General features: G+C 41.2%; 32 protein-coding genes and 1 pseudogene. All 33 read right to left on the reverse strand.

The features are described 5' to 3' along the window. Positions 1 to 15: 15 nt before the first annotated feature. Positions 16 to 795: a FliA/WhiG family RNA polymerase sigma factor gene (locus OMHG_RS06210; protein WP_010649270.1), complete on the reverse strand. Its 780-nt coding sequence runs from the start codon at positions 793 to 795 to the stop codon at positions 16 to 18. Positions 796 to 835: 40 nt separating this feature from the next. Beyond that, entirely contained in the window at positions 836 to 1,333 is a 498-nt protein-coding gene (locus tag OMHG_RS06215) for a chemotaxis protein CheD (protein WP_010649276.1), read from the reverse strand. Continuing rightward, positions 1,326 to 1,961 carry a chemotaxis protein CheC gene (locus tag OMHG_RS06220; RefSeq protein ID WP_010649277.1) on the reverse strand — a complete coding sequence of 212 codons (636 nt, stop codon included), beginning with the start codon at positions 1,959 to 1,961 and terminating at the stop codon, positions 1,326 to 1,328. Before OMHG_RS06220 ends, OMHG_RS06215 begins: the two co-directional genes overlap by 8 nt. A gap of 3 nt (positions 1,962 to 1,964) precedes the next feature. Next, the gene (locus tag OMHG_RS06225; protein ID WP_010649278.1) at positions 1,965 to 2,435 is read right to left on the reverse strand and encodes a chemotaxis protein CheW; all 471 of its coding nucleotides are present in this window, start codon (positions 2,433 to 2,435) and stop codon (positions 1,965 to 1,967) included. Positions 2,436 to 2,485: 50 nt separating this feature from the next. Further along, the gene (locus OMHG_RS06230) at positions 2,486 to 3,538 is read right to left on the reverse strand and encodes a protein-glutamate methylesterase/protein-glutamine glutaminase (RefSeq protein ID WP_010649279.1); all 1,053 of its coding nucleotides are present in this window, start codon (positions 3,536 to 3,538) and stop codon (positions 2,486 to 2,488) included. Positions 3,539 to 3,543: 5 nt separating this feature from the next. Next, positions 3,544 to 4,410, reverse strand: a complete 867-nt coding sequence (locus OMHG_RS06235; RefSeq protein WP_237566154.1) for a MinD/ParA family protein — start codon at positions 4,408 to 4,410, stop codon at positions 3,544 to 3,546. Beyond that, a complete protein-coding gene (gene flhF / locus OMHG_RS06240) occupies positions 4,397 to 5,308 on the reverse strand; it encodes a flagellar biosynthesis GTPase FlhF (protein WP_237566155.1) in 912 nt (303 codons plus the stop codon). Before flhF ends, OMHG_RS06235 begins: the two co-directional genes overlap by 14 nt. Further along, positions 5,233 to 5,514 (reverse strand): hypothetical protein, encoded by a 282-nt coding sequence (locus tag OMHG_RS18990; RefSeq protein ID WP_237566156.1) that lies wholly within the window; start codon positions 5,512 to 5,514, stop codon positions 5,233 to 5,235. Before OMHG_RS18990 ends, flhF begins: the two co-directional genes overlap by 76 nt. Then, a complete protein-coding gene (gene flhA, locus OMHG_RS06245; protein ID WP_010649281.1) occupies positions 5,511 to 7,544 on the reverse strand; it encodes a flagellar biosynthesis protein FlhA in 2,034 nt (677 codons plus the stop codon). Before flhA ends, OMHG_RS18990 begins: the two co-directional genes overlap by 4 nt. A gap of 19 nt (positions 7,545 to 7,563) precedes the next feature. Beyond that, positions 7,564 to 8,643, reverse strand: coding sequence for a flagellar biosynthesis protein FlhB (gene flhB / locus OMHG_RS06250; protein ID WP_010649285.1), 1,080 nt, complete (start codon positions 8,641 to 8,643; stop codon positions 7,564 to 7,566). A 1-nt stretch (position 8,644) separates the two neighbouring features. Beyond that, entirely contained in the window at positions 8,645 to 9,424 is a 780-nt protein-coding gene (gene fliR, locus OMHG_RS06255) for a flagellar biosynthetic protein FliR (RefSeq protein ID WP_010649286.1), read from the reverse strand. A gap of 3 nt (positions 9,425 to 9,427) precedes the next feature. Next, positions 9,428 to 9,697 (reverse strand): flagellar biosynthesis protein FliQ, encoded by a 270-nt coding sequence (gene fliQ / locus OMHG_RS06260; protein ID WP_010649287.1) that lies wholly within the window; start codon positions 9,695 to 9,697, stop codon positions 9,428 to 9,430. Between the two features lie 18 nt (positions 9,698 to 9,715). Next, a complete protein-coding gene (gene fliP, locus OMHG_RS06265; RefSeq protein ID WP_010649288.1) occupies positions 9,716 to 10,381 on the reverse strand; it encodes a flagellar type III secretion system pore protein FliP in 666 nt (221 codons plus the stop codon). Then, positions 10,374 to 11,033, reverse strand: coding sequence for a flagellar biosynthetic protein FliO (locus tag OMHG_RS06270; protein ID WP_161603060.1), 660 nt, complete (start codon positions 11,031 to 11,033; stop codon positions 10,374 to 10,376). Before OMHG_RS06270 ends, fliP begins: the two co-directional genes overlap by 8 nt. A 7-nt stretch (positions 11,034 to 11,040) precedes the next feature. Then, positions 11,041 to 11,403 (reverse strand): response regulator, encoded by a 363-nt coding sequence (locus OMHG_RS06275; RefSeq protein ID WP_010649291.1) that lies wholly within the window; start codon positions 11,401 to 11,403, stop codon positions 11,041 to 11,043. 23 nt (positions 11,404 to 11,426) lie between these two features. Beyond that, complete coding sequence (gene fliY, locus OMHG_RS06280) at positions 11,427 to 12,590, reverse strand: flagellar motor switch phosphatase FliY (protein ID WP_010649292.1); 1,164 nt, start codon at positions 12,588 to 12,590, stop codon at positions 11,427 to 11,429. Further along, a complete protein-coding gene (gene fliM, locus OMHG_RS06285) occupies positions 12,580 to 13,575 on the reverse strand; it encodes a flagellar motor switch protein FliM (RefSeq protein ID WP_010649294.1) in 996 nt (331 codons plus the stop codon). The genes fliY and fliM overlap by 11 nt, the downstream gene beginning before the upstream one ends. Before the next feature lie 33 nt (positions 13,576 to 13,608). Then, the gene (fliL, locus tag OMHG_RS06290; protein WP_010649297.1) at positions 13,609 to 14,028 is read right to left on the reverse strand and encodes a flagellar basal body-associated protein FliL; all 420 of its coding nucleotides are present in this window, start codon (positions 14,026 to 14,028) and stop codon (positions 13,609 to 13,611) included. Beyond that, positions 14,025 to 14,240, reverse strand: a complete 216-nt coding sequence (locus OMHG_RS06295) for a flagellar FlbD family protein (RefSeq protein WP_044476848.1) — start codon at positions 14,238 to 14,240, stop codon at positions 14,025 to 14,027. The genes fliL and OMHG_RS06295 overlap by 4 nt, the downstream gene beginning before the upstream one ends. A 51-nt stretch (positions 14,241 to 14,291) precedes the next feature. Beyond that, positions 14,292 to 15,170, reverse strand: coding sequence for a flagellar basal body rod protein FlgG (flgG, locus tag OMHG_RS06300; RefSeq protein WP_010649300.1), 879 nt, complete (start codon positions 15,168 to 15,170; stop codon positions 14,292 to 14,294). A gap of 91 nt (positions 15,171 to 15,261) precedes the next feature. Continuing rightward, the gene (locus OMHG_RS06305; RefSeq protein ID WP_010649301.1) at positions 15,262 to 15,636 is read right to left on the reverse strand and encodes a TIGR02530 family flagellar biosynthesis protein; all 375 of its coding nucleotides are present in this window, start codon (positions 15,634 to 15,636) and stop codon (positions 15,262 to 15,264) included. A gap of 25 nt (positions 15,637 to 15,661) precedes the next feature. Next, a complete protein-coding gene (gene flgD, locus OMHG_RS06310) occupies positions 15,662 to 16,120 on the reverse strand; it encodes a flagellar hook assembly protein FlgD (protein WP_044476810.1) in 459 nt (152 codons plus the stop codon). A 9-nt stretch (positions 16,121 to 16,129) separates the two neighbouring features. Then, positions 16,130 to 17,515 (reverse strand): flagellar hook-length control protein FliK, encoded by a 1,386-nt coding sequence (locus OMHG_RS06315; RefSeq protein ID WP_010649303.1) that lies wholly within the window; start codon positions 17,513 to 17,515, stop codon positions 16,130 to 16,132. A gap of 31 nt (positions 17,516 to 17,546) precedes the next feature. Continuing rightward, positions 17,547 to 18,104 carry a MotE family protein gene (locus OMHG_RS06320; protein ID WP_010649304.1) on the reverse strand — a complete coding sequence of 186 codons (558 nt, stop codon included), beginning with the start codon at positions 18,102 to 18,104 and terminating at the stop codon, positions 17,547 to 17,549. A 37-nt stretch (positions 18,105 to 18,141) separates the two neighbouring features. Beyond that, positions 18,142 to 18,588, reverse strand: a complete 447-nt coding sequence (gene fliJ / locus OMHG_RS06325; RefSeq protein ID WP_010649306.1) for a flagellar export protein FliJ — start codon at positions 18,586 to 18,588, stop codon at positions 18,142 to 18,144. Further along, positions 18,589 to 19,911 carry a flagellar protein export ATPase FliI gene (gene fliI / locus OMHG_RS06330; RefSeq protein ID WP_010649308.1) on the reverse strand — a complete coding sequence of 441 codons (1,323 nt, stop codon included), beginning with the start codon at positions 19,909 to 19,911 and terminating at the stop codon, positions 18,589 to 18,591. Next, a complete protein-coding gene (gene fliH, locus OMHG_RS06335) occupies positions 19,908 to 20,669 on the reverse strand; it encodes a flagellar assembly protein FliH (protein ID WP_010649310.1) in 762 nt (253 codons plus the stop codon). The genes fliI and fliH overlap by 4 nt, the downstream gene beginning before the upstream one ends. Then, positions 20,662 to 21,675, reverse strand: coding sequence for a flagellar motor switch protein FliG (gene fliG, locus OMHG_RS06340; protein ID WP_010649312.1), 1,014 nt, complete (start codon positions 21,673 to 21,675; stop codon positions 20,662 to 20,664). Before fliG ends, fliH begins: the two co-directional genes overlap by 8 nt. Positions 21,676 to 21,686: 11 nt before the next feature. Continuing rightward, entirely contained in the window at positions 21,687 to 22,244 is a 558-nt protein-coding gene (locus OMHG_RS06345; RefSeq protein ID WP_081498503.1) for a hypothetical protein, read from the reverse strand. 23 nt (positions 22,245 to 22,267) lie between these two features. Beyond that, a pseudogene (gene fliE / locus OMHG_RS06350) lies at positions 22,268 to 22,573 on the reverse strand (flagellar hook-basal body complex protein FliE); the annotation flags it as partial. 25 nt (positions 22,574 to 22,598) lie between these two features. Beyond that, the gene (flgC, locus tag OMHG_RS06355) at positions 22,599 to 23,048 is read right to left on the reverse strand and encodes a flagellar basal body rod protein FlgC (protein WP_010649318.1); all 450 of its coding nucleotides are present in this window, start codon (positions 23,046 to 23,048) and stop codon (positions 22,599 to 22,601) included. Positions 23,049 to 23,051: 3 nt separating this feature from the next. Further along, positions 23,052 to 23,447 (reverse strand): flagellar basal body rod protein FlgB, encoded by a 396-nt coding sequence (flgB, locus tag OMHG_RS06360; RefSeq protein WP_010649319.1) that lies wholly within the window; start codon positions 23,445 to 23,447, stop codon positions 23,052 to 23,054. Positions 23,448 to 23,882: 435 nt separating this feature from the next. Further along, positions 23,883 to 24,662 (reverse strand): GTP-sensing pleiotropic transcriptional regulator CodY, encoded by a 780-nt coding sequence (gene codY / locus OMHG_RS06365; protein WP_010649321.1) that lies wholly within the window; start codon positions 24,660 to 24,662, stop codon positions 23,883 to 23,885. Positions 24,663 to 24,671: the final 9 nt, after the last annotated feature.

Below are 24,671 nucleotides of genomic sequence, written 5' to 3' on the forward strand. Positions count from 1 at the left end.
AAACAGTGATCTATATTAATTGAAAACTTGCATCTTCGTTAATGACTTTCTTAATTTAAAAATCGACCGTTTGTGTATCTGTGAAATTCTTGATGTTGTCAATCCAATGATTTGCCCAATTTCAGTAAATGTCAATTCTTCATTATAGAAAAGACTGATGACCAATTGCTCCTTTTCATTCAAGTATTTTATCCCCTCAATAAGTTCGCCTTTCATTTCATCCTGCATGACATGCCTATCAGGAAGAATAGCAGTATCATCTGGAATGGAATAGCCTATTCCCTCTTTAAGATCTGTCTTGCCGCCTTTTGGTTTCTCTTCAATGGAAAGAATATTCCCAAATAGAGAATCCTTTATTGCCGTTTCGACTTCATCGGCCGACATTCCAGTTATCTCAGCGATTTCTTCAGAGGATGCCTCCCTTTGATGCTTCTGCTCGAAATGCTCTGCCGCCTGTTCCACTTTTTTCGTCTTCTCCCTTATCGACCTCGGGAGCCAATCTTCCTTTCTCAGCCCATCGATAATAGATCCTTTAATTCTAAAAGATGCATAGGTATCAAACTTCAAATCCCGCCCCGGGTCAAACTTCTTTAAAGCATCATAAAGCCCCAGAAGCCCGAAGCTTTTAACATCATCCTTACTCACACGGCTCGGAAGGTGACTTGAAATACGCTCTGTATGAAAATTAACGAGATACATGTAGTTAGCAATCAGTTCATTGGCAGCATCGCCGCTCCTATTCTTTATCCAATCTTCCCAAAGCTCCTGTTCAAGAGGAGAATTTTTTGAATTCATAGGTTGTGCTCCCCCTTCTGTTTTAGATAATGATGATAATTCAGATAAAGAATTCCTCTTTATTGATCTTTCTGATTTTCATCTTGCAGTCAATAGGGTCAAATTCGATTGTTCTTCCCACGTTCCCGCCTACATCCGAAGCAATGATGGGGATTTGAAATTCATGCAGCTTTTGCTGAACAGCTTCTGCATTTCTTGGACCGATTCGCATAATATCAGAGCCTGAGCTAAACTGAAACATCTGTGCGCCTCCTGCCATCTTTGCTTTTAATCCAAACTTTCTTGCACCATTTTCGAGCAGCAGGTCAACAAGACATGGGATGGCAGTGTCGGCATATTTGAATTTATTGATTTTTGTCTGTTTGGCTGCATGTGAGTCAGGAAGCAGAACGTGGGACAAACCGGCAATCATCTTAGATTCGTCATATATGACAACACCAATACATGAACCAAGGCCAGAAGTTCGGATGATATTGGGCGGCTTCACAATATTTAGATCGGCTATACCGACTTTTATGATTGTAGTTGTTTCACTCATCATCATTAATTCCCAATGCATTGAATAATTTGGAAAATGATTCCGGGTCCGGGAGCAGGAAGAAGTTCCCATGAATGCCTTCTGGTGAATCATCATTATTGATCTCTGTATCAATAATGATTGCATAATCGGTTACTTGCGAGATTTCCAGTAAGCCTACCGTTAGAATCGCCCCAGCCATGTCAATACCAAGATAGGGTACGGAGGGCTGCATGTTGATTTTGGTAAAATCAGATAATGCTGTCAAATAGGAACCCGTAACGATATTACCGATTTCATGAAGAGCGGACATTGCTAGTTCGTTTTCCCGTTCCCCGTCAAATAATGAATAGCCCGGATCATTGGTAAGTATTCTAACCAGATATTCGGCCTCGTCTACGGAAAGGATTAAATAAACCGTTCCCGGAGCTTCACCCAAAATTCGAAACATGAGGCCAACAATCGTTTCATCTGGCCCGCCAATCAATTCCATTATTTCATCATAGCTTACAATGTTGACGGACGGAACATTCATTTCGACTTTTGTGTTCAATAACTTGGATAGAGAAGTCGCAGCATTACCCGCTCCGATATTGCCGATCTCCCGAAGTACATCCTTCTGTTCATATGTTAGATTAATATATTCCATTATCTAACCTTCAAGCGATTTCAGTTCGTTTATGTCTTGCAGGGAAAGCACCTTTTCTAAATCAAGCAAAATCAACAAACGGTCTTCCAGTTTGGCAACCCCTTCAATATAATCTGCATCCACAGAACCAATCACTTCGGGAGCCGGTTCAATCTGATCCGCAGGGATATCTATTACATCATTTGCCGAATCAACAATCAATCCCACTTCCGCTTCATTGATCTGTGCAATGATAATTCTATTATTCTCATTTAATTCGATGTCCGTCATGCCGAATCTTAGCCTTAAGTCAATGACAGGTATTACCACACCACGGAGATTGATTACCCCTTTAACAAATAAAGCGGTTTGTGGGACTCTGGTGATTGGCAGCAGTCTTTCAATAGAACCGATTTGATTGACTGGCACAGCATACTCCTCGTCTTCAAGTTGAAAGATAATCATCTTTTTAGTTGACGCTGATACATTTTCCAATTTCTTCTCCTCCTAAAAATGAAATATTTTATGTAACTGGATTACTAGTCTCACGTCTTTTTAGTCCATTCCATCATTATGTCCGCCACTTCATACAATGGCAATACATAATCTACATAGGATGTCTTTATGGCAGCTTTTGGCATTCCATAAACAATCGAGGTCTCTTCTGATTCAGCAATAACCAATGTTCCAGGATCTGTTTCCTTCAAATTGATTATCCCCTCTGTACCATCATTTCCCATACCAGTCAGGATGATGGGGATCTTATTAATCTGCTTCAATAACGCCATAGAGTTGAATAAAATGTCTACAGCAGGACGGTGGCCTTTTACAGGTGGCTCCTTTGTTAAATAGATAACCAAGGAAGTCCCAACATTCTTGGCCGTCATATGATGATCACCCGGTGCAATATAGGCTACTCCCTTTTCAATGATTTCTCCATGCTCCGCCTCTTTCACACGGATTGCACACATTAAGTCCAGTCGATCTGCCAATGACTTGGTAAATCCTGCCGGCATATGCTGCACAATGAGAATCGGAGCTGCAAAAGTTGCCGGCAAGTGAGTCAATACTTTCTGCAGAGCTCTTGGCCCGCCGGTTGATGTCCCGATTGCTATAACCGTTTTTTCAAACTTATTCCTAACAGATGCCTTCTGCAATCTGTCAGACGTTAGTTTCTCAGATTTACGGTTTTCCAAGTCTACCATGGAAGCGGTGATAACCTTTGAAATAATTTCCTCTTCAATCTCTCGTATATCGAGAGAAATCGATCCAGAGGGCTTTTTAATGAAATCAACTGCACCATTGGAAATTGCCTGAATCGTTTTCATTGTGCCTTCTTTTGTCACACTGGAAAGCATGACAACGGGTACCGGATGAACTTGCATAATTTGCTGCAGGGCATCCATACCGTCCATTACTGGCATATGGACGTCGAGAGTAACGACATCGGGGGACAATTTCTTGATTTTATCAATCCCATCTGCTCCATTTCGAGCAGTTGCAATCACTTTGATTCGTGAATCACTTTCCAGGATATCAGCAACCATTTTTCTCATAAATGCTGAATCATCAATAACAATTACCCGGACCTGCTCCATCTGGCTCACCTCGCAATCAATTGTTTTAATTTCTGCACAAAAGAAGACGATGCAGTCCGGTTGAGTTCTTTTGAATTGGACAGATAATTAAATGTAATCTCTTTTATTGCTCTTGCTGCACTTGATTTATCATTGAACAGGACATAGGGGACTTGCCGGATGACAGCTTGTGTAACTGTTTTATCGTCAGGAATGATCCCCATCGCTTTGATATCGATATTCAAAAAAGTCGATATGACATTATCAAACTGTCTAAGCGTACGGATCCCGTCCTGATAGCCTGCCGAACGGTTCATGACTACCTGGATCGGCATCATACTATCATGGCTGACGACATGCTTTATCATTCCGTATGCATCGGTAATCGATGTTGGTTCAGGTGTTGTAATCACGATACATTCGTCAGATGCCAGAATAAAAAACAACCCGTCTTCTGTAACACCAGCCCCCATATCGAACAGGATATAGTCATACATCTCAACGAGTGCTTTGTACTGATCATAAAAATAGGATTTGTCGGCCTCCTCCATTTTAAAGAAATGATTCAGGCCGGAACCCGCTGCAATATAGGACAGCCCATTGGGTCCCGTCTCTATAATATCATGGATTGTTAATTGCTCCTCGAACATATCGATTATCGTTCTCTTGGAACGCATCCCCATTAGAATATCGATATTGCCCATGCCTACATCAAGATCAAATAAGAGCACTTTCTTTTGATGGCTGAGCAGCTGCAATGAAAAATTCAATGCAAAATTGGACTTTCCGACTCCGCCTTTGCCACTGATGACAGAAATGGTTTTTGCCTGTTTTGGGATTCTCTGATTATCCAGTTTCCGTCTCAGTCCTTCTGCCTGGTCATGCTTCACCATCATCACCTGCCAAAAGCTTACTAATGTTTTCAGGTGTTGCCTTCATGAGATCTTCCGGAACATCCTGTCCGTTCGTAATACACGTTATCCCGATCCGTTTTCCTAAAACAATATTTAATATACTGCCGTACTGCCCTGTTTCATCCTGCTTCGTAAAGATGACACTGTGCACTGGGAGCTGCTGAAACTGATTAAAGATATCCTCCATGTCTTTCGGTTTCGACGTTAGCGAGAGAACGAGATGCGTGTATACCTTATCCATATCCAGCATCGACTTGAGTTCATTGATATAGCGTCTATCCCGAAAGTTTCTGCCGGCTGTATCAACCAAAATGACGTCGAAGGATGAAAACTTTTCGATAGAATGATAGTAATCCTCAGCCGTATAGGCTACCTCGAGCGGGACGTTTAAAATCCTCGCATAGGTTTTCAATTGTTCCACGGCAGCAATCCGATACGTATCTGTCGTAATAAAAGCAACTTTCTTTTGATCTTCAAACATCATTTTTGCTGCAACTTTAGCAATTGTGGTGGTCTTCCCTACTCCGGTAGGTCCAACAAACTGCATTACTTTCTCCTTATAGCGAATGCCGTAATCCCCAATTTGATCCAGTCTTGCTTCAATGCCCGACTGCAGAAATTGCATGATTGTATCAAAATCAGGATTTTCACTTTCATTCTCATTGGCATTAACTAGCGATTGGACAAGTTCCGCTGCTATCTCTTCATTCACTTCCTGATCTATCAAATGGTTGTAAGCTACTTGGTAGACCGGGGCAAACTTTTGATTTTCCGCTTTCGTCTGTACTTGAAGGATCTTCTTTAGATTCTGAATCTCCTGAAGTACATCCTGGTCTTTCGGCTTTTCGTTTTGCCTGGTCTTGTTAGTAGAGGGCACGTGCGTACGATGCGTACTTTTTTTGCTGGTAATGGCTGCGGATCAAGCGCCGCTACAACTTCAATCTCTTTTTTTCGAAAAAAGCCAAGGAAACCGCCTTTTGTAATTTCCTTTGAATTAAGAATTACTGCATCCGACCCGAGTTCTTTACGAATTCGGTTCATGGCTTCCGGCATCGTTTTCGCTACATATTTTTTTACCTTCATGCTATATTCACCACCCCAACACTCTGTACCTGTACGTCCGGCTCCAGCTCATTGTAGGATAAGACAACAACCTGTGGAAGAAAACGATCAAGTAACTGCTTCAAATACATTCTGACTGCTGGAGAGCAAAGCACAACAGCCGATTCTTCCTGCATGGAAAGCTTTTCTGCTTCCGTATGGATTGTTTTGATAATTTCCTGCTGTGACTCCGGGTCAAGGGAAAGGTAATTCCCATGTTCTGTCTGCTGAATATTTTCGGCAATCAGCTTTTCGACCTTACCGGATACTGTAATTACTTTTAGAGACATATCATCGTTCGCATATTGCTTGGTGATTTGGGACGAAAGAGCCTGTCTAACGTATTCCCCAAGAAGTTCGGTGTCATTCGTCATTTTTGAGAAATCTGCCAGGGTTTCAAAAATAACAGGCAGATTGCGTATCGATATATTCTCTCGCAGCAATTTGGCAAGAATCTTTTGAATCTCCCCAATCGCCAAAGGTTCTGGTGTCACTTCTTCCACCAGGATTGGATAGCTCTCCCTTAAGTGATCAACAAGCTGTTTTGTTTCCTGTCTGCCAAGTAACGTATGGGCATTGCTCTTAATAATTTCTGTTATATGGGTTGAAACAACCGACGGCGGGTCGACAACTGTATACCCGGAAAGTTCGGCTTCATCCTTGTTTTCCTCGCTTATCCACTTTGCAGGCAGTCCGAATGCCGGCTCTTTCGTATCGATGCCCTCGATTTCATCGTCACTGAAATCAGGGGCCATCGCTAAGTAGTGATCCAGCATCAATTCACCGGAAGCAACCTCATTCCCTTTAATTCTCAGCCGATATTCATTAGGGCTCAACTGAATATTATCCCGGATTCGCACTACTGGTATCACTATTCCAAGCTCGATGGCAAGCTGTCTCCTTATCATAATGATCCGGTCAAGCAAATCTCCTCCCTGACTTGTGTCTGCCAAAGGAATGAGGGCATATCCAAATTCGAATTCAATCGGATCCATGTTCAATAAACTAACAACATTCTCAGGTGACTTCATGGCTGAGCTTTCTGATTGATCAACTTCCTCCATATCAGGTACATCCGGCTCCTCCGTCTGCTTCTGCATATAGTATGCACTTGCGGCCAGTAGCGCGGCCAGCAATGTTGTCAAGAAGAAATTGATTGGAGTGAGACCAAGTAAAAATATAGTTCCGGCTGCAATATAAAGCAGCTTTGGAAACTGTAAGAGCTGGCCGGTTACTTCTGAACTCAAATTACCTGCACCGGCAGACCTTGTAACCACAATACCGGTTGCGGTAGAAATCAACAGTGCAGGAATCTGACTTACGAGACCATCCCCTACTGTAAGCCTCATGAATGTATCGATCGCATCCTGAAACGGCAATCCCATTTGCACAATTCCGATTATAAGTCCGAACACAATATTAATCAGTACGATAATGATACCAGCAATCGCATCTCCTTTGACAAATTTGCTGGCACCATCCATGGAACCATGGAAATCCGCTTCTTTTTCGATTTTTTCTCTTCTTTCCTTGGCCTGTTTTTCAGATATAAGTCCAGCATTTAAATCTGCGTCCACACTCATCTGTTTCCCGGGCATTGCATCGAGTGAAAAACGGGCAGCGACTTCAGATACCCGTTCAGAGCCCTTTGTAATAACAAGAAAGTTGATAATGACGAGAATAATGAACACCACGAAACCCACAAGCGGATTATCGCCAATTACAAAAGTACCGAACGTTTCGACAACTCCCCCTGCATCGGCTTCCGATAATATGGATCTCGTGGTTGAAACATTCAGCGCGAGTCTAAATAAGGTCAATAACAATATTAATGTTGGGAATACCGAAAACTGTAATGGCTCGGTTGTATTCATGGATACGAGCACAACAATCAGCCCCAAAATAATATTGATTAAAATAAATAAACTTAATAGCCAACCCGGAAGAGGGATGACCAACATTACAATTACTAGAATTACTGCTAAAAGTACTGATATATCCCGCGCTTTCATTGATGTCTCTCCTTATTGCTCAAACTTTTTTCTCCAATCGGTATACATATGCAAGAACCTCGGCAACTGCTTTGAAAAATTCTTCCGGTATCACGTCACCAATTTCTGCTGCATTGTACAGTCCTCTGGCCAGTGGTCTGTTCTCCACTGTCATTACACCATTTTCCCTTGCTATTTCTTTAATCTTCTGGGCAGTCAGGTCTGTTCCCTTTGCAAGGACGTAAGGGGCATCTGCTTTTTGTTCGTCATATTTGATTGCAACTGCATAATGCGTCGGATTGGTAATGATGACATCAGCATTTGGAACCTCGCTCATCATTCTTCTTGTCGCCATTTGCCTTTGCTTCTCTCTGATTTTCGATTTGATTAAAGGATCCCCTTCCATGTTCTTGTATTCATCCTTTATATCCTGTTTGGACATTCGCATGTTTTTTTCAAAATCGTATCGCTGATAAGCGTAATCAAAAACAGCCAAGAACAACAAAGCAATAATTGCTGAAATCCCCATAATCCCGGTTACCCTTGCGAAAAACGCAAGAGCATCCTCAGCAGTAGTGAAGGACATCATCAGCATATCATCCTTATATATCCAGATGACCGCAAATGTGATGACACCAATCAGAACAATTTTAAACAGTGACTTCAGAAGTTCCACAAGTGCCCGGATGGAGAATATCCGTTTAGCGCCCTGTATGGGATCGATTTTTTTCAAATCGAATTTCAATGTCTCGGTTGTAAATAAAAAACCCACCTGCATAAAATTTGAAGCAAAGCCGGCAATAATCGCCACCAGCATGATTGGTGCAAGCATTTTTGCTGCTTCCACAGCTGCACTGTTGAAAATCTGCTGAACGGATAATTCGGTTAATTCCCACTGGATGAACTCTGTAAAGGAACGCTGATAAAGGCCCGTCATCTGTTTTAGCATAAACTCGCCAAAAATAAATAATGCAGCAAAACAAAATAACAATAAAATGGCAGTATTAATATCCTGACTCTTGGCGACCTTTCCTTTTTTCCGTTCATCCTGCCGCTTCTTCGGAGAGGCTTTCTCTGTCTTTTCACCGGCAAAAAATTGCAAATCAAGTTTCAAAAACAAATTAAGCACCCCCAAATAGCTGCATTAGACCACGCATCGCTTCAAACATTGCCTCAAAGAGATTTTGTACGAGGGTTATGTATAATGCGAGAAACACCAGGATTGCAGCAAAACTGACTAAGATTTTAAGGGGCAGTCCCACTACAAATACATTCATTTGCGGTACAGTCCTGGCAATGATACCTAATGCCACATCGACTAGAAATAAACAACCTACAATTGGGATCGATATCTGAAAGGCAATCAAAAACATCGTATTGAACGTTGTGATGACAAAATCGGCAATAGACCTGTTTCCAAGTGGGATAAATGAATCAATGGGAATATAATTATAACTATTGAATATCCCATCTATAATCAGATGATGCCCGTCTACCGACAATAGGAACAATAACGCGAAAATATATAGATATTGTCCTGTCAGGGGACTCTGGGCGCCTGTTTGCGGGTCCATTACATTAGCAATGGCAAATCCCATCTGGAAATCGATAAATCCACCGGCAATCTGTAATGCTGAAACAATAATAAAAGCAATGAGGCCAATCAGCAGACCAACAAGTGCTTCTTTTAAAATTAAAAATATATACAAATCATCTACCACGACTGCTGATGCATCAATGGAAGAGAACATAATCATCGCTAAAAAGAAACTAAAACCTACTTTAAATTGAAATGGAACTGTCCGATAGGAAAATAAAGGCATTGTTACGAAAAAGGCCAGAACCCGGACCAATATAAGCATAAAAACTGGAAGACTATTAATATTAATTATTTCAAGCATGATTTACCCTACAAACTGATTGATATTTTGTAAAATATTTTTTGTGAATTCCACCATTGTCGTGAGCATCCACGGTCCAAAGAAGATAAGACCGACCAAGACAGCAACAATTTTAGGGATAAGAGCCAATGTCTGCTCCTGTATCTGGGTGGTTGCCTGAAATATACTTACCAGCAACCCTACGGCGAGAGCCAATATAAGCAATGGTCCTGTTACAAGCAAAACCGTATAGATTCCTTGTTCGGCCAATGTTAATACGAATTCACTGCTCAATTGCACAAACCCCTTTCACTAAAATCCACCAAGTAATGACTGCGTAATTAAGTACCAACCATCTACTAGTACAAACAGCAGAATTTTAAATGGCAATGAAATCATTACAGGGGGAAGCATCATCATACCCATTGACATAAGTACACTGGCAACAGCCATATCGATTATAAGAAATGGAATAAAGATCATAAATCCCATTTGAAAGGCTGTTTTCAACTCACTTATTGCAAACGCAGGAACTAATGTTGTCAGCGGAATGTCCTGGACCGTTTCCGGTGATTCCGCCTGTGTGTAATTCAAAAATAACGCCAAATCCTTTTGTCTTGTGTGCTGTGCCATGAAATCTTTCAATGGAGCACTGGCGTTTTCATATGCCTCATCCAGTGTTATTTCTTCATCGAAAAGCGGCTGCAGGCCCTGTTCATATACCTCACTGAACGTAGGCGCCATAATGAAAAAGGATAAAAACAATGCCAACCCGATCAGAACTTGGTTCGGCGGCATTTGCTGTGTGGCCAATGATGTTCTGACAAATGACAGAACGATAATGATTCGTGTAAAGCAGGTCATCATAATCAGTATTCCGGGTGCCAATGAGAAAATCGTCAAAAGCAATAATAATTTAACTGATGTTGACACACTAGCTGGATCTGAATTGGAAAACATATCTATAAATTCATTCATGGGTATCTTCCTTGTGCTTATTGATCATTTTATTTCTGCTTTTCTTCAAGTTATCCAGCTCTTTGGAAAACAATGCTTTAAAATCATTTCCAGAGGAATCAGGACTTGCGTTTTTCTTTTTTGGAATCAGCGAGGACAGAAGCGCCGCACCGGGCAGCTCATCCGAATTGCTCTCCTTGCTGCGCAGAATCTCCTGGATGACCTCTTCATCCGTGATTTCCTGCAGCATTTCCACATTCTCTCCAACACCAATCAGATAAAGTCTGCTTCCAAGACGGACAATCTGCAGTGATTTACTCTGACCGATTGATATACCGCCCATGTTCTCCAATGCTTTAACCTGATTGAATATTTTATTCCGCTTCTGCAAAAATTTGAGCAGAAGGTAAATCAAGCCAAGTACAAGGACTAGTGCAAAAAACATTTTAACCAATTCAAAGGCTAATGAACCCGTACTTTGATCCTCAGACAGCAAATCACTATTCGTCTCATCGGATTCGTTTGCCGGGACATCCTGCTCCGAACATTCAACCTCACCTTCCATGCATTCCGCAACATTTGGTGCCGCTTCTGCCTGAAAAGTGAAAAATAGTGTATGGATGAAGATGCTCAAACAAATACTGTATAGAATTTTTTCCTTCAAACTACTCACTCGTTTCTTAACTTAAAGCTTTTTGGATTGCTTCGATTACCCTGTCTGCCTGGAATGGCTTGACGATAAAATCTTTCGCACCAGCCTGAATCGCGTCAATTACCATGGCCTGCTGTCCCATTGCTGAGCACATAATGATTTTAGCATCGCCATTTACCTTTTTTATTTCCTTCAATGCAGTGATGCCATCCATTTCCGGCATTGTAATATCCATTGTCACCAAATCAGGTGTCAATTCATTATATTTTTCTATTGCCTGGGCACCATCCTGCGCCTCTCCTACTACTTCGAATCCATTTTTTGTCAGAATATCTTTGATCATCATTCGCATAAATGCTGCATCATCTACAATTAAAATACGTTGTGCCATTGTTAATCCCCCTATAGTCTCTATTATTTAAGTTTCATGATACGATCAGATTGACTGATAATATCTGTTACACGCACACCAAAGTTTTCATCGATTACAACAACTTCACCTTCAGCAACCAGCTTCTCATTAACGAGTATATCGACTGGTTCTCCTGCAAGCTTGTCAAGTTCAATAATGGAACCGGACGACAAATCCAATATATCTTTTATCGATTTCTTCGTACGGCCAAGCTCAACCGTAACCTTTAGAGGAATATCAAGAAGCATGTCCAGATTACGATGCTCATTATTATTCAATTCTACTTTATTAAAGTTAGAAAAAGCGGCCTGCTGAACTTGTGCAGACTGGGTTATCTTCCCATTGCCAATATATTGCTGCTGAGCCGGTTCTGTTGATGGCTTCTCCTCTTTGGCTGGTTCCTGGTAAGGCTGTGGACTACTGCCTTGACGATCTTCAAACTGATCAGCAGGAGCCGGCTCCAATGCTAATGCAGCTGCAGCTTCGTCACTATCAGTCTCATTTAAAAGCTGATCGACTAATTGTTTAGCGAACGGCAAAGGAATCAACTGCATCATATTGGAATCTATTAAATCACCGACAGTCAGTCTGAAGAATACTTTTACATATACGTCTTCTCCAAATACCTCTTCAAGTTCTTTACCGTCCTTATTATCCAAGATCGAAGGCGGCGATATATCCACCCGCTTATTGAAAACGGTTGACATGCTTGTCGCTGCAGCACCCATCATTTGATTCATGGATTCCTGAACAGCACTAATGTGAATTTCATTTAATTCGGTATCCGGATTGGTGCCATCACCACCAAGCATAATGTCAGCAATGATTGCTGCATCTGTCGCCTTGATCACAAAAACATTTTTCCCAGTAAATCCTTCTATGTAATTTACTTGGACACTTACAGGTTCAAATGTAAACTCATCATTTAACTGACTCTTTTCAATTACATCTACTACTGGAGTGGTAATTTCGACCTTTTGTCTTAATAATGTTGATAGTGTTGTAGCAGAGCTGCCGAATGAAATATTTCCTATCTCACCCAAAGCATCTATTTCTATGCTGGAAAGATAGTTTTGCCCTTCAGGTTTTGACTGCTCTTCACTATTATCCGAGATATTCAATAATGCATCTATTTCATCTTGAGAAAGCATTCCATCATTCATCATCTTCGTTCACCCCATTGATTTCTTCTAAAATTTGCACAGACATCTTATTCTTATACTTACCCGGCTGTGCAAGGAATTTCGGTTCGTTATTAACAGTCAGGGTAAGCGGCTGATCAATTTGCTGATCCAAAGCGATGACGTCATTTTTATCGAACTTTAAAAATTCATTAATTGAAATGGTAGTTTCACCTAGAACTGTTCGCACTTCTACCTCAGCCTGTTTCAGGTTTTTGGATAGCTTCATAAATGCGTCACTGTCTCTATTCGTCTTCCTCGACTGCATCCAATAACTAGCAGATAATTTGGGAATTATCGGTTCCAAAATGATGTGCGGTATACAGATATTGATCATTCCCGTTGTTTCACCAATTGCAGTTGTCATCGATACTACAACGACTGTTTCATTAGGTGATACCCTTTGCATAAATTGCGGATTCTCTTCGAATTCTTCCAAGACCGGAGTGACTTCGATTATTGAACTCCACGCCTCTTGCAATGTTCCTACTGCCTTTTCAAAGATTTGACTTAGCAGCAGCTGTTCAATCTCTGTTAAGCCATCACTTTTGTTTATTGTATTGCCTTTTCCTCCGAGTATCCGATCAAGCAGTGCATATGCGATGTTCGGGTTTACTTCCATAATAAGGTTTCCATCAAGCGGGGCAACACTATATACATTCAATACGGTCATTTTTGGTATAGAGCGAATAAATTCCTCGTATGGCACCTGATCAACAGATGTCACGGTAATATTCACATAGCTCCTTAACTGCGATGAAAAAAAAGTTGTCAGCATTCGCGCGTAATTTTCATGTATTCGCGAAATGCTTCTTATCTGATCTTTTGAAAATCTTAGTGCCCGTTTGAAATCATAGACTCTTACTTTTTTCTCCTGTTCTTCTTTCTTTAATTCTTCTGCATCCATCTCACCTGAAGTGATTGCAGACAACAGGGCATCGATTTCATTTTGTGATAATACTTCATCCATTAACCATACTCACCTCCCAAAAGGAGCTTACATCTATTGAAGTATTTTATTGATTGTATATACTTCTGTAATCTGTCCTTCAGTCATCAATTCATTCAGCTTGTTCTTAACCACTTGTTCGAGCTCACCAAGTCCTGCTTTAAAGTCCTCTTCAGACTTTGTGGCCAATTCTTTAATCAGGATATTTTTAAGCTGGAAATCTCGTTTGCTGATTTCCTCTTTTGCTTCTTTGCCATCCGTTACAATCTGGAACTGGATTCGTACAAAGGCACCATCTGCCAAATCGGTTGTAATTTCAGGTGTTTCATATGAATATTCCACAATGTCATCAATGGACCGCGCTTCGCCTTCTTTATTTTCACCGGCAATATTAAGTACAACGACAAGCGCTGCGACTGCTCCTATTAATAATACCACTAATGAAGTGATCATTGTCTTCACTAATTTACTCATTTGTCTTCACCTGCCTCTTTTTGTACATGCTGCAATCCAATCCTTTGATAATATGCTGTAATCATTTGGACGACCTCATCCATCTTGTCCTTTACGACAATCTTTTTGCCATTGATCAGGGAAATCGTAGTATCCGGCAAAGACTGCACTTGTTCAATCAAGACTGCGTTAAGCACAAAAGGTTCATCGTTCAGTCTTCTTAATGTAATCATAATTATTTGGCGGGAGCACACTGTCTCTATCATGTGCTCCCTACCCCCTTATTATCGTTTTAAGTTCACTAGCTCCTGAAGGATTTCATCCGAAGTAGTAATAATTCTAGTATTGGCCTGGAAGGCACGCTGTGCTGTAATCATCTCCGTAAATTCTTCTGAGAGATCAACATTGGACATTTCCACAGAGCCAGAAATGATCGATGCAGCGCCATCTGCTTCTGGAGTCACTAATCCATCGACTAAGCCCGCATTCTCACTATTCAGGTATAGGTTGCTTCCATCCTTCTGCAGTCCAGCAGGATTTGAGAAATTCGCTAAGGCCACTTGTCCTGCTATTCTTGTATTCCCCGCAGCGTCAATATAATTGACAGTACCGTTCGTCTGAACACTGAAGCTTTGAGCGTCGGTAGGGATCTCTATTTTCGATAACACATCACTGTTGATGGTTTCTGGAGTATCCTCTGTTTCTTCTGTGACACCGAAGCCTATTAAGTAAAGTCCCTGTGGATTTACAATAGCTCCTTCATCATCCAGGTAGAAGTTTCCTGCACGTGTGTATGCCGTGCTTGACTCATTTAAGTTGATTGATTCCCCATCTGGGACAAGATCACTTGCAACAACAAACATTCCATCCCCTTCAATTGCGAAGTCGAGCGGATTATTGGTAGTTTGCTGGAATCCTTGAGTATGAATATTGCTGATTGTTCCCAGTTTCGAACCCAATCCAACCTGTGACGCGTTAATTCCGCCGCGATTTTCTGTAGCCCCTTGCGCACCAGTGGTTGTTTGACTCATTAAATCCTGGAACGTGACGGTCGCTTTCTTATAGCCAGTCGTATTTACATTGGCAATATTGTTGCCAATAACATCTAATTTTGTCTGGAAGTTCTTCATTCCTGATATACCTGCATACATTGAACGTAACATAATTTTATATCCCCTTTAGTAGTTTATATTTTTAAATTCAGCTGTATCTGTCAGTCAACAGCTGTTTTATGGCTTCCCAGAAGGGTCCAGCCTAGTCATTGATCAAAATTGTTCCATCGATATTTGTAAAAATTCTGCTTGTTGCTTCCTGTCGATCCATTGCGGTAACAACTGTTTGATTTTTGGCATTTACAAGCAATGCCGCATTATTGGTTACAACCAGCGAATCTGTAATGCCTTTTTGTTTTGCTTCCTGCATCTTTTCCCCAATTGTTTGCCAGAGCTGTTCATCTATATGGATATTTCGTTCAGATAAACGATGTGAAGCATGCTTACTTATTTTCAATGGCTGTTGCTCTACAGCTAAAAGCTCTTTAAAGTTAGCGGATGCTTCTGTTCTCTTCGGTTTCTGGATCGTTGGGTATTGCAATGCATGTTGCGGGACATGGTGTATCCGTTGATCCATTGCAAACACTCCCCTATTCACTTACTTATTCATCTGATTCTCCATCTTCGGCGCGATCACTTACTTCAGTTACTGCATCTGCATAAATCTTGTCTCCGTTTTCCAGTTCCAGTACGGCCCAGCCTTCATGCTGACTGACTGCTACTACCTTGCTGGAGGTGTTTCCCAATGCTTCACCTGTCTCCTGATCGGTTGCTTCGTAGGATACTTCTTTTCCAATCATATGACTATACTCAATCACAGGAGATATCAGCTGACTCTGAACGAGTGTATCGATGGAATTCGTCATGTTCATCATCTGTTCCAGTGAGGAGAATTGAGCCATTTGCGAGATAAATTGGGTGTCATCCATCGGCTGTGATGGATCCTGGTTCTGCAATTGTGTCATCAATATTTGTAAAAATTCATCTTTACCAAGATTTGCGCTTGGTGTTCTTGTTGTATTCTGGTTGCTTAAATATAACGAAGGATCAATTGTTGTCATTTCCTCCACCTACACTTTCTCATTCATTAGCAATTCTTCAAACTGCAGTTCAAAGCTATTGTCGCCATTCTTTCTGTCCTGCTGATCGGATTGGCCTGATTCCTGTTGGTTAGCCTGATCCTTTAATTGACTATTACCCTGTTCTTTCTGTGCATTTGCTGTCTGGATCGTCAAATCTTGTTTTTCAACAACTACCTGGTGTGGAGAGAACATATTTTTTAACTGATGAACATTCGATTCCAGCATTTCTTTAGCTGCTGCTGAAGATACTAGAATTTTCACTGTCATTTCCCCGTTGATTTGCGTAAACCGCACCATCATTTCTCCAAGATTATTCGGACGCAATGCAATCGATAGTTGATTTGTACCATTTGGCATTGCAGAAAACTTACTCGTATTCATGATTTTTTGGAACTGTTCAATCAATTGCCGATCAGGTGACTGGTTTGTTTGCGATTGGTTAATATAGATTGCATATTGCTCCAGTTTTGAAATCGGCAATGCTGTTTGAATTCCTGCCGTCACATTGTTTACTGGTGTCCTGTCTAACTCCAATGCATTGCCAAGCCATTTGGATACATCTGTAACCGTTACTTTTGAATCGGTGTTATATAACTGCTTCCCGGCAAAGTGCTCTCTTTTTTGATAGGTCTCCAATAGATTTTTCCATACTGCAAGATCCTCCGATTGCTCATTATTCGGTGCAACCAATGATTGCAAGCCGCTGCCATTACTAGATTTGGCTAATTCCTGCCATTGCCGCAGCATTTCGAGCATTTTCGGTGCTGCTTTTATCGCTTCTTCCTTTGTCTGGATGCTCGACAAAAGCTGATTCACTTGTGCAATCAAAGAGGCGAACTGCTTCTGCATTACGGACTGTTCTTCCGTATGATTTGTGTTCAGATCTCCATTTGTAGCAGTCAGAGTTAACGGATTGCTTGCAAACAACTGGGAAAGCAGCGGATTATTATTGATCATTTCCTCTACAGTGGCTGTGCCAGATTCCTTCCCATCAGGGACTGCAGCTATCAGCTGATCCACATAATCTGCCAATTCATCTGGTAGTGTGCCTTGTTCAAGTTCTTTAACGATCTCCTGTTCTTCACCTGCTGCAATGCGGCTGATAATATCAGAAAAAGCCGTTGCAAGGAAGTCGTTATCCAAGAGTAATTGCTTTAGCTCATCCGGTAAATTATCGATACTGTGTGAAGTATCTCCGGCGGCATTCGCTGCCTCCATATCACTAGGCGAATCTTCATTCCTATCTTCTGCAGTATTTTTTCCGCTAAGCAGTTGCTTAAATTCCATAGCGGTTTCTGCTGAAACTGCCTTTGCTTTCCCACTGGGAACTGCAGTGGAAGGGGTTTGCTGATAAATCATTCCGACGCTGTTCAATTTATCACCTCCTTTCAATAGCTATAAAGTGTTATTCCCCGTCTGAAATTAGGAGCTGTGTAAATTCGGCAGCTGATTCAGGCTCCATCGCCTCAAGAATCTCTCCCCTCGCCTCAGTGGAAATTTCCTTCAATATCCTAACAGCCATATCACTATCCAGATTTTGAATGATTTGGGCAGCCCGATCACTTTTCATTTCCTCATAAGGACCTACGACAATTTCAATCCCTTGTTCTGCTGTATCTTCTTCAGCCGCTTCTTCTGTGGAGGTTTCCTGTTTGTTTTCCAGCTTCACATTTTCCTGTTCCAGCTGATCGACGTTTGCCTCCAGGTCACGAATCGTCTGATTCAGAACTTCTATTTCTTGGTTTTTATCGTCCATTGCATCCTGCACCTGCTGTTCTTCTTGTTCCACACTGCTTTCTTCATCAGTGGTAACCATTTCCGAAACAACCGGGATATCATTTCCTTTTTCCTTGGCCCAATCAATGACATTGAATCCAGCAACACCCAGTACAATAACTGCGAGTGCAATTAGAATGATTACAGGAATCACGATGGCAAATAGAAACCATAGGAAAGGATTCATTTTCTTTTTTGATTATTTGTATTCTCAACCATTCGCTTCACCTGTTTTTGTGGTTTAAATATTGTGTAATGGATAGTTCATCCATAAAATCACTTTCCACTCTTTTTTTATGCTTTTCCTCAGAGTCCTTACGAATCTCGATAATCTTCTCAAACTTTTTGACTTCTACATGGGCATCAGAAAGCGTTACTTGTTTGGATTCCATATCATTTCGGGCTTTTTGGACGTGCTTTTGCAAATCATTTATTTGCCTCGATAATTTTTCTATATATACGGCCTGTTCTTTAATCCGCTCAATTGGTGTCACGGATTGAATAAAATGATCATAATGCTCTTCCGCATTTTCTTTTTTTCTTAAAAGATTATAAAGTTCTGTTGCTATCTTCTCGAAAGAGTCCAATGATTGATGGTATGCTTTTTGAGCTACTTTCTTTTCACTTTCCCGTATGTCCAGAATCTTTGTCAATGCAATTGTTTCAGCCATCTAATTCATACCTCCATTAAGCAGGGTTTTCATTATTTGGACAGTTTCCTCCAAAGATTTGTATTCATAGACATCCTGCTTTAAGAAATCCTGTATCTTTGGATAATAGGAAATGGCCCGGTCTATCTCCTGATTCGTCCCCCGTTTATATGCGCCAATATTAATCAATTCGCTGTTTTCTTCGTAAACTGCGATAAGTCTGCGCATCTGCTGGGCAATTTCTTTATGTTCGGGATCAGCCACCAAATTCATAACGCGACTGATCGACTTTTGTACATTTATTGCAGGAAACTGCCCTCTTTCCGCAAGCTTCCGGTCCATTATAAAGTGTCCATCAAGAATACCTCGTACAGCATCGGCAATCGGTTCATTCATATCATCTCCGTCAACCAGCACGGTGTAGAAGGCTGTAATGGTTCCATTGGTATTCGTTCCGGTTCTTTCCAGAAGCTTTGGCAAAATAGAAAAGACGGATGGTGTATATCCTTTAGTTGTAGGTGGTTCACCGATTGCCAATCCTATCTCCCGCTGCGCCATTGCAACCCGGGTAACAGAGTCCATCATGAGATTGACCTTATACCCCAAATCGCGGAAATACTCACTAATCGCTGTTGCAGTATATGCACCTTTTATGCGCATCAAGGCCGGCTGATCTGACGTGGCGGCAACTACAATAGACTTTTTCAAACCTTCTTCGCCAAGGTCGTGTTCAATGAATTCTCTTACTTCACGGCCACGCTCACCAATCAATGCTATTACATTGATATCCGCACTGCTGTTTCTCGCAATCATTCCAAGCAATGTGCTTTTTCCCACTCCGCTTCCTGCGAATATGCCGACCCGCTGGCCTTCTCCCATTGTAAGCAAAGAATCAATCGCTTTTACCCCGACTTGTATCGGTTTTCTGATAGGAGGACGCGACATCGGATTTGGCGGCGTCTGATCCGTCATATAACTGGACAGCCCTTTTGGCGTTGATAATTCATCATCGAGCGGTCTGCCTAAGGAGTTGACGACTTGACCAATCAGCGCACGGCCTACTTTAACGGTAAGTGGTTTACCAGTGGACTCTACTAAACAACCAGGTCCGATTTCAGTAACCTCTGCATAGGGCATGAGAATTATTTTCTCATTATTAAAACCAACAACCTCTGAAATAATCGGTTTTCTGTCATTAGAGGATGCGTGGATGTAACATACTTCTCCTATATTGGCTGCAGGACCCTCCGACTCAATCATGAGTCCGACAACACGCAAGACTTTTCCATACCGTTTAAACGTGTCGGCATTTTCGATTACGGAAAAATAATCTGTTATATTCATGATCTTTTCTCCATCAGATAATCTTGTAATGCCTCCTGGATTTTTAAGAGCTGTGTATCGATGCTTGCATCAATCTTTCCAAACGGATGCTCAATCAGGCAGGCGTTTTCCTCCAGCTTATCGTCTATATAGACAGACAGCTTCGTATCATTTCCCAGACTTCTTCGCAGTTCTTCTTTATGCTGCATCACAAGGTCATAATTTGCCGGATGAAGGTTAATGGTAACTACTGATTGGTCCTTAATTTCCTGTATCGCTCTCCTGACAATCCCCATGAATGAGTTAGAATCATCTGTCAGCTGCTGATCGAGAATCTTATCTGCAACACCGATTGCGAGCTGCAGAATGATCTCATCACTTTTTTCAATGGTCGCATGGTAGTCATTTGTTGTCGCATCAATAATGAGATTGGCTTGCTCAAGCTTCTCTTTATATTCGTCGTAACCAACATTCTTACCTTGTTGAAACCCTGCGGTAAATCCTTCCTGCTTGGCGTTTTCGATCCATTGCTTCTTCTCGGTGTCCCAATCCTGTTTAGCTTGGCTTATCTCTTGGTTCGTCTGATCGATTAGCGCTGTCTTTCTTTGCGATAATTCAGTAAGCTCTTGCTGCATGTCGGTTATTTTTTGCAGAATAAGATCTCTATCCCGCTCCATATCTGCAGCAGGTTCCTCGGAGGTTTCCTTTTGCAATAGTTCGACCGGCCTTATTTTTATCAGCTTCTGACTTTGGAATTTCCGGTTTTCTGCATCAGACAATGATATCGTCTCCTCCGCCTCTGGCGATGACTATTTCTCCAATATCTTCGAGCCTGCGAATGCTTGATACGATTCTTGTTTGTGCTTCCTCGACATCCCGCAGTCTGACAGGACCCATATATTCCATTTCTTCTCTAAAGGTTTCTGCCATGCGCTGAGACATGTTCGAAAAGACAACATCTTTCACTTCATCACTTGCAACTTTAAGAGATAGTCGCAGATCATCATTTTCCACTTCGCGAATAACACGCTGAATGGCCCGGTTATCCAGAATAACAATATCCTCAAATACAAACATTCGTTTCTTGATTTCATCTGCGAGCTCCGGATCCTGTATTTCCAGTGCATCCAATATGGTACGTTCCGTGCTGCGGTCAACACCATTGAGCACTTCGACAACTGCTTGAATTCCGCCTGTTTGTGTATAATCCTCTGTAACAGATGACGAGATATTCCTCTCAAGCACCTGTTCCACCTGTGAGATTATTTCAGGAGATGTCGAATCCATTGTTGCAATTCTTTTTGCCACGTCTGCCTGCATCTCCTGTGGTAAAGAAGAGAGGATTTGCCCACTCTGCTCAGGATCGAGATAGGATAATACCAAGGCAATTGTCTGCGGATGCTCCCCCTGTATAAAATTAAGTACTTGCTGCGGATCCGCTTTTCTTGCAAAATCAAATGGTCTTACCTGTAAAGAAGAGGTAAGGCGATTGATAATATTGGATGCCTCATGTTTCCCGAACGCCTTTTCCAATACCGTCTTTGCATAACCGATTCCACCTTGTGTAATATAGTCTTGCGCGATAGCAATCTGATGAAACTGTTCAATGACATCTTCTTTCAGACTGGAATCTACTTTTTTCACAGATGAAATCTCCAAACTCAGCTTTTCAATTTCTTCTTCAGACAAATATTTATAGACCTGTGCCGAAACATCTGGACCTAAGGAGATTAAGAGAATTGCTGCCTTTTGTTTTCCGGTTAATGCACCTTTTTGTCTTACCATTTCTGTTCCCCCTAGTCTTCACCAATCCAGCTTCTTAATAATTTAGCAAAGTCTTCCGGTTTATCTTTGGCGATTTTTTCTAATTGTTTTCTTCTCACTACGGTTTCAGACTCTTCTTCCTGCGGTAATTCAGGAACTTCATCAATAGCGGTCTCTGTCACCGTTTCTTCTATTATCTCTTCTTCATTCTTTCGGTTTCGAATTAACAGGACTACGAGCAGTATGATAATAGCAAGCAAGACTGCAGCCGCTATATACATCCATATCGGTATAACAGGAGAAGGTGTTTCAATCGTTGCAGGGCTCTCAGAGAACTCCTGGAATACAATAGAAGTCTTCTCTTCCGGATTGACTTCCCCATATGCCGCATCAATTGTTGTACCAATAATGGAATTAAGGATAGAACCGATGCCGTCCTCGACAGCCATTTGTTCCTGCTGTGTCAAAAATTCGACCTCATCACCATCCACGTTTGATACATTATCGACAGCAACCTGAATACCGAGGTCCCTTACCTTATAAGGGCTCTCCACAATATCTTTTCGGATGCGGTTGAATTCATAGTTGATGGTTTCTTTATCAAGCTCATAATCACTTGCATTCTCATTATCTCGTTATAGGCATCGATAACTTTTTTCTGAACCTGCACTGTAGTTTCAAGTGTAACGCTCGCTTTTTGTGCTGTAATCATAACGTCGTGAAGATCATCGATATTGCCATTAGCCAAAGCTGTTGTTTTGGCGTCAGATTCCATTTGTATCGTATTAAGGTTTTCGATGGCTCCTTTAAGCGAATCCGCAAAGTTTGCCTGTGCATCTCCTGATGTTACAGAAGGTTTGGTAGCGTTAAGCTGTGTAGCATTATAGGCTTGCGATACATCATTTATTGAGATAGTCATTGTGCGTTCTCCTTATCTTCTACTTCTATTTTCCGATTTCTAAGGCTTTCATCAGCATACTTTTGCTTGCATTCAATGCTGTAACATTCGCTTCGTAGGATCTCGTTGCACTCATCATGTCTACCATTTCCTGAAGAGGGTCTACATTGGGCATTTCAACATAACCAGCTTCATTGGCATCTGGATGATCCGGATTATAAGTAAGCTTAAACGGTTCTTCATCTTCTGTAATTTCAGACACTTTAACTCCGGAAGCAGACGGTGCAGCAGAAGCATTTTGGAGCATGCTCTTGAAGCTGTTGTCAGCTGACTGCATAACGACCATTTTTCTTCGATACGGCTCATATTCTCCATTTTCGTTTAATACCGCCCTGGTCGATTGTGCATTCGCGATATTGGATGATACAACATCCATACGAAGCCTCTGGGCAGTAAGTGCACTTGCACTTGCATTAATGGAACCAAATATTGACATCGATTAGTTACCTCCTCTTATTACGGTCTGCAGGCTGCTGAATTTGCCATTAATCCGATCAACCACAGCATTATAATAGATTTGGTTTTTCGCAAGTTCGGTCATTTCTTTGTCAACATCAACATTATTTCCATTATGGTTATATGTGGTATTGGAATTAGTTACAATGCGGTAAGACGAACTTTGATCAGAATTAAAGGAGAGGTGTTTATCATTGGTTCGTTTTGCTTGTAGATTGGATGATATTGCATCATTCAAAACATCTTTGAAAACGACATTCTGTGATTTGTAGCCTGGTGTATCTGCGTTGGAAATATTATTTGAAATCGCATTGTTCTTTGCCGTTGCGTAATCCAGCGACTGGCCGAGCTGGTTAATTGTTCCTCCAAATAAGTCCATCAATAAACCTCCCGAAAAAAACTTTTTTATTATACGGACATAAAACACGTACCTTCTACGAATATTGTAGTTTATAACATTGACAAAGTCTATTACTTTTCGACATTTTCTAACACAAGAAAACAAAATAGTTAAATATAACTAGTCAATTTCTCTCATTTTTTATCCTTTTTTTGTCAATTTTCTTTTCAGAATTATTGTTCACTATGGATATATCTACTGCTGCATCAGCAATGGCCGGCCTTGGGAAGTCACTTTCTGTGATGGGGACCAGTTTTTATTAGGTAAGGTTTGTTTTCCGGCGGAGCTTTTTTGCAGAAATTTGCAAGAGCACCGGCAAGTTGATTTCGCTTCTATTTATAACTAAAATATTTAAAATAACCCAATAAAAAAAAGCCAGGAAATCCTGGCTTTTTTGTTTGGCAATTTATAAACTTATCTTGAACGAAGTTTTTCAAGCTCAACAAGGAATTTATCGTTAAGTACTTTGATGTAAGTACCTTTCATCCCTAATGAGCGGGATTCGATTACACCAGCACTTTCAAGCTTTCTAAGTGCGTTAACGATTACAGACCTTGTAATTCCGACTCTGTCGGCAATTTTACTTGCTACCAATAATCCTTCATGACCATTCAACTCTTCAAAGATGTGATCAATTGCTTCCAGTTCGCTGTAGGAAAGTGAACTGATTGCCATCTGTACAACTGCCTTGCTTCTTGCTTCCATTTCAATTTCTTCTGTTTTCTCATGCAGAATTTCCATTCCGACAACTGTTGCTCCATATTCCGCAAGAAGAAGATCGTCATCGCTGAAACTTTCATCAACTCTTCCAAGAATCAATGTTCCCAGACGCTCTCCACCACCAATTATCGGAACAATTGTAGTGAGGCCCTCTTTGAACAATTCTCTGTTTTCAACCGGAAACACTGTTTGCGGGCTCTCGATATCAAGGTTTGCAGTTGTTTCACGAATATCTTGCAATCCCAATGTATATTCCTCAGGAAAGCGTCTTTCTTCAAGCATTGATTTCATGCGTTCGTTTTCGATTTCCTGATTGACAGCAAATCCTAATAATTTTCCGCGTCTGCTGACAATGTACACATTGCCTTTGATTACATCTCTTAATGATGCAGACATTTCATTAAAGTTGACTGACTTTCCTGTTGCCTTTTGTAACATAGCGTTAATTTTTCTTGCGCGATTTAATAAATCCATGATGATCCT

Origin of the sequence: Oceanobacillus massiliensis str. N'diop, assembly GCF_000285495.1 — a bacterium.
Classification (GTDB): Bacteria; Bacillota; Bacilli; order Bacillales; family Amphibacillaceae; genus Oceanobacillus; species Oceanobacillus massiliensis.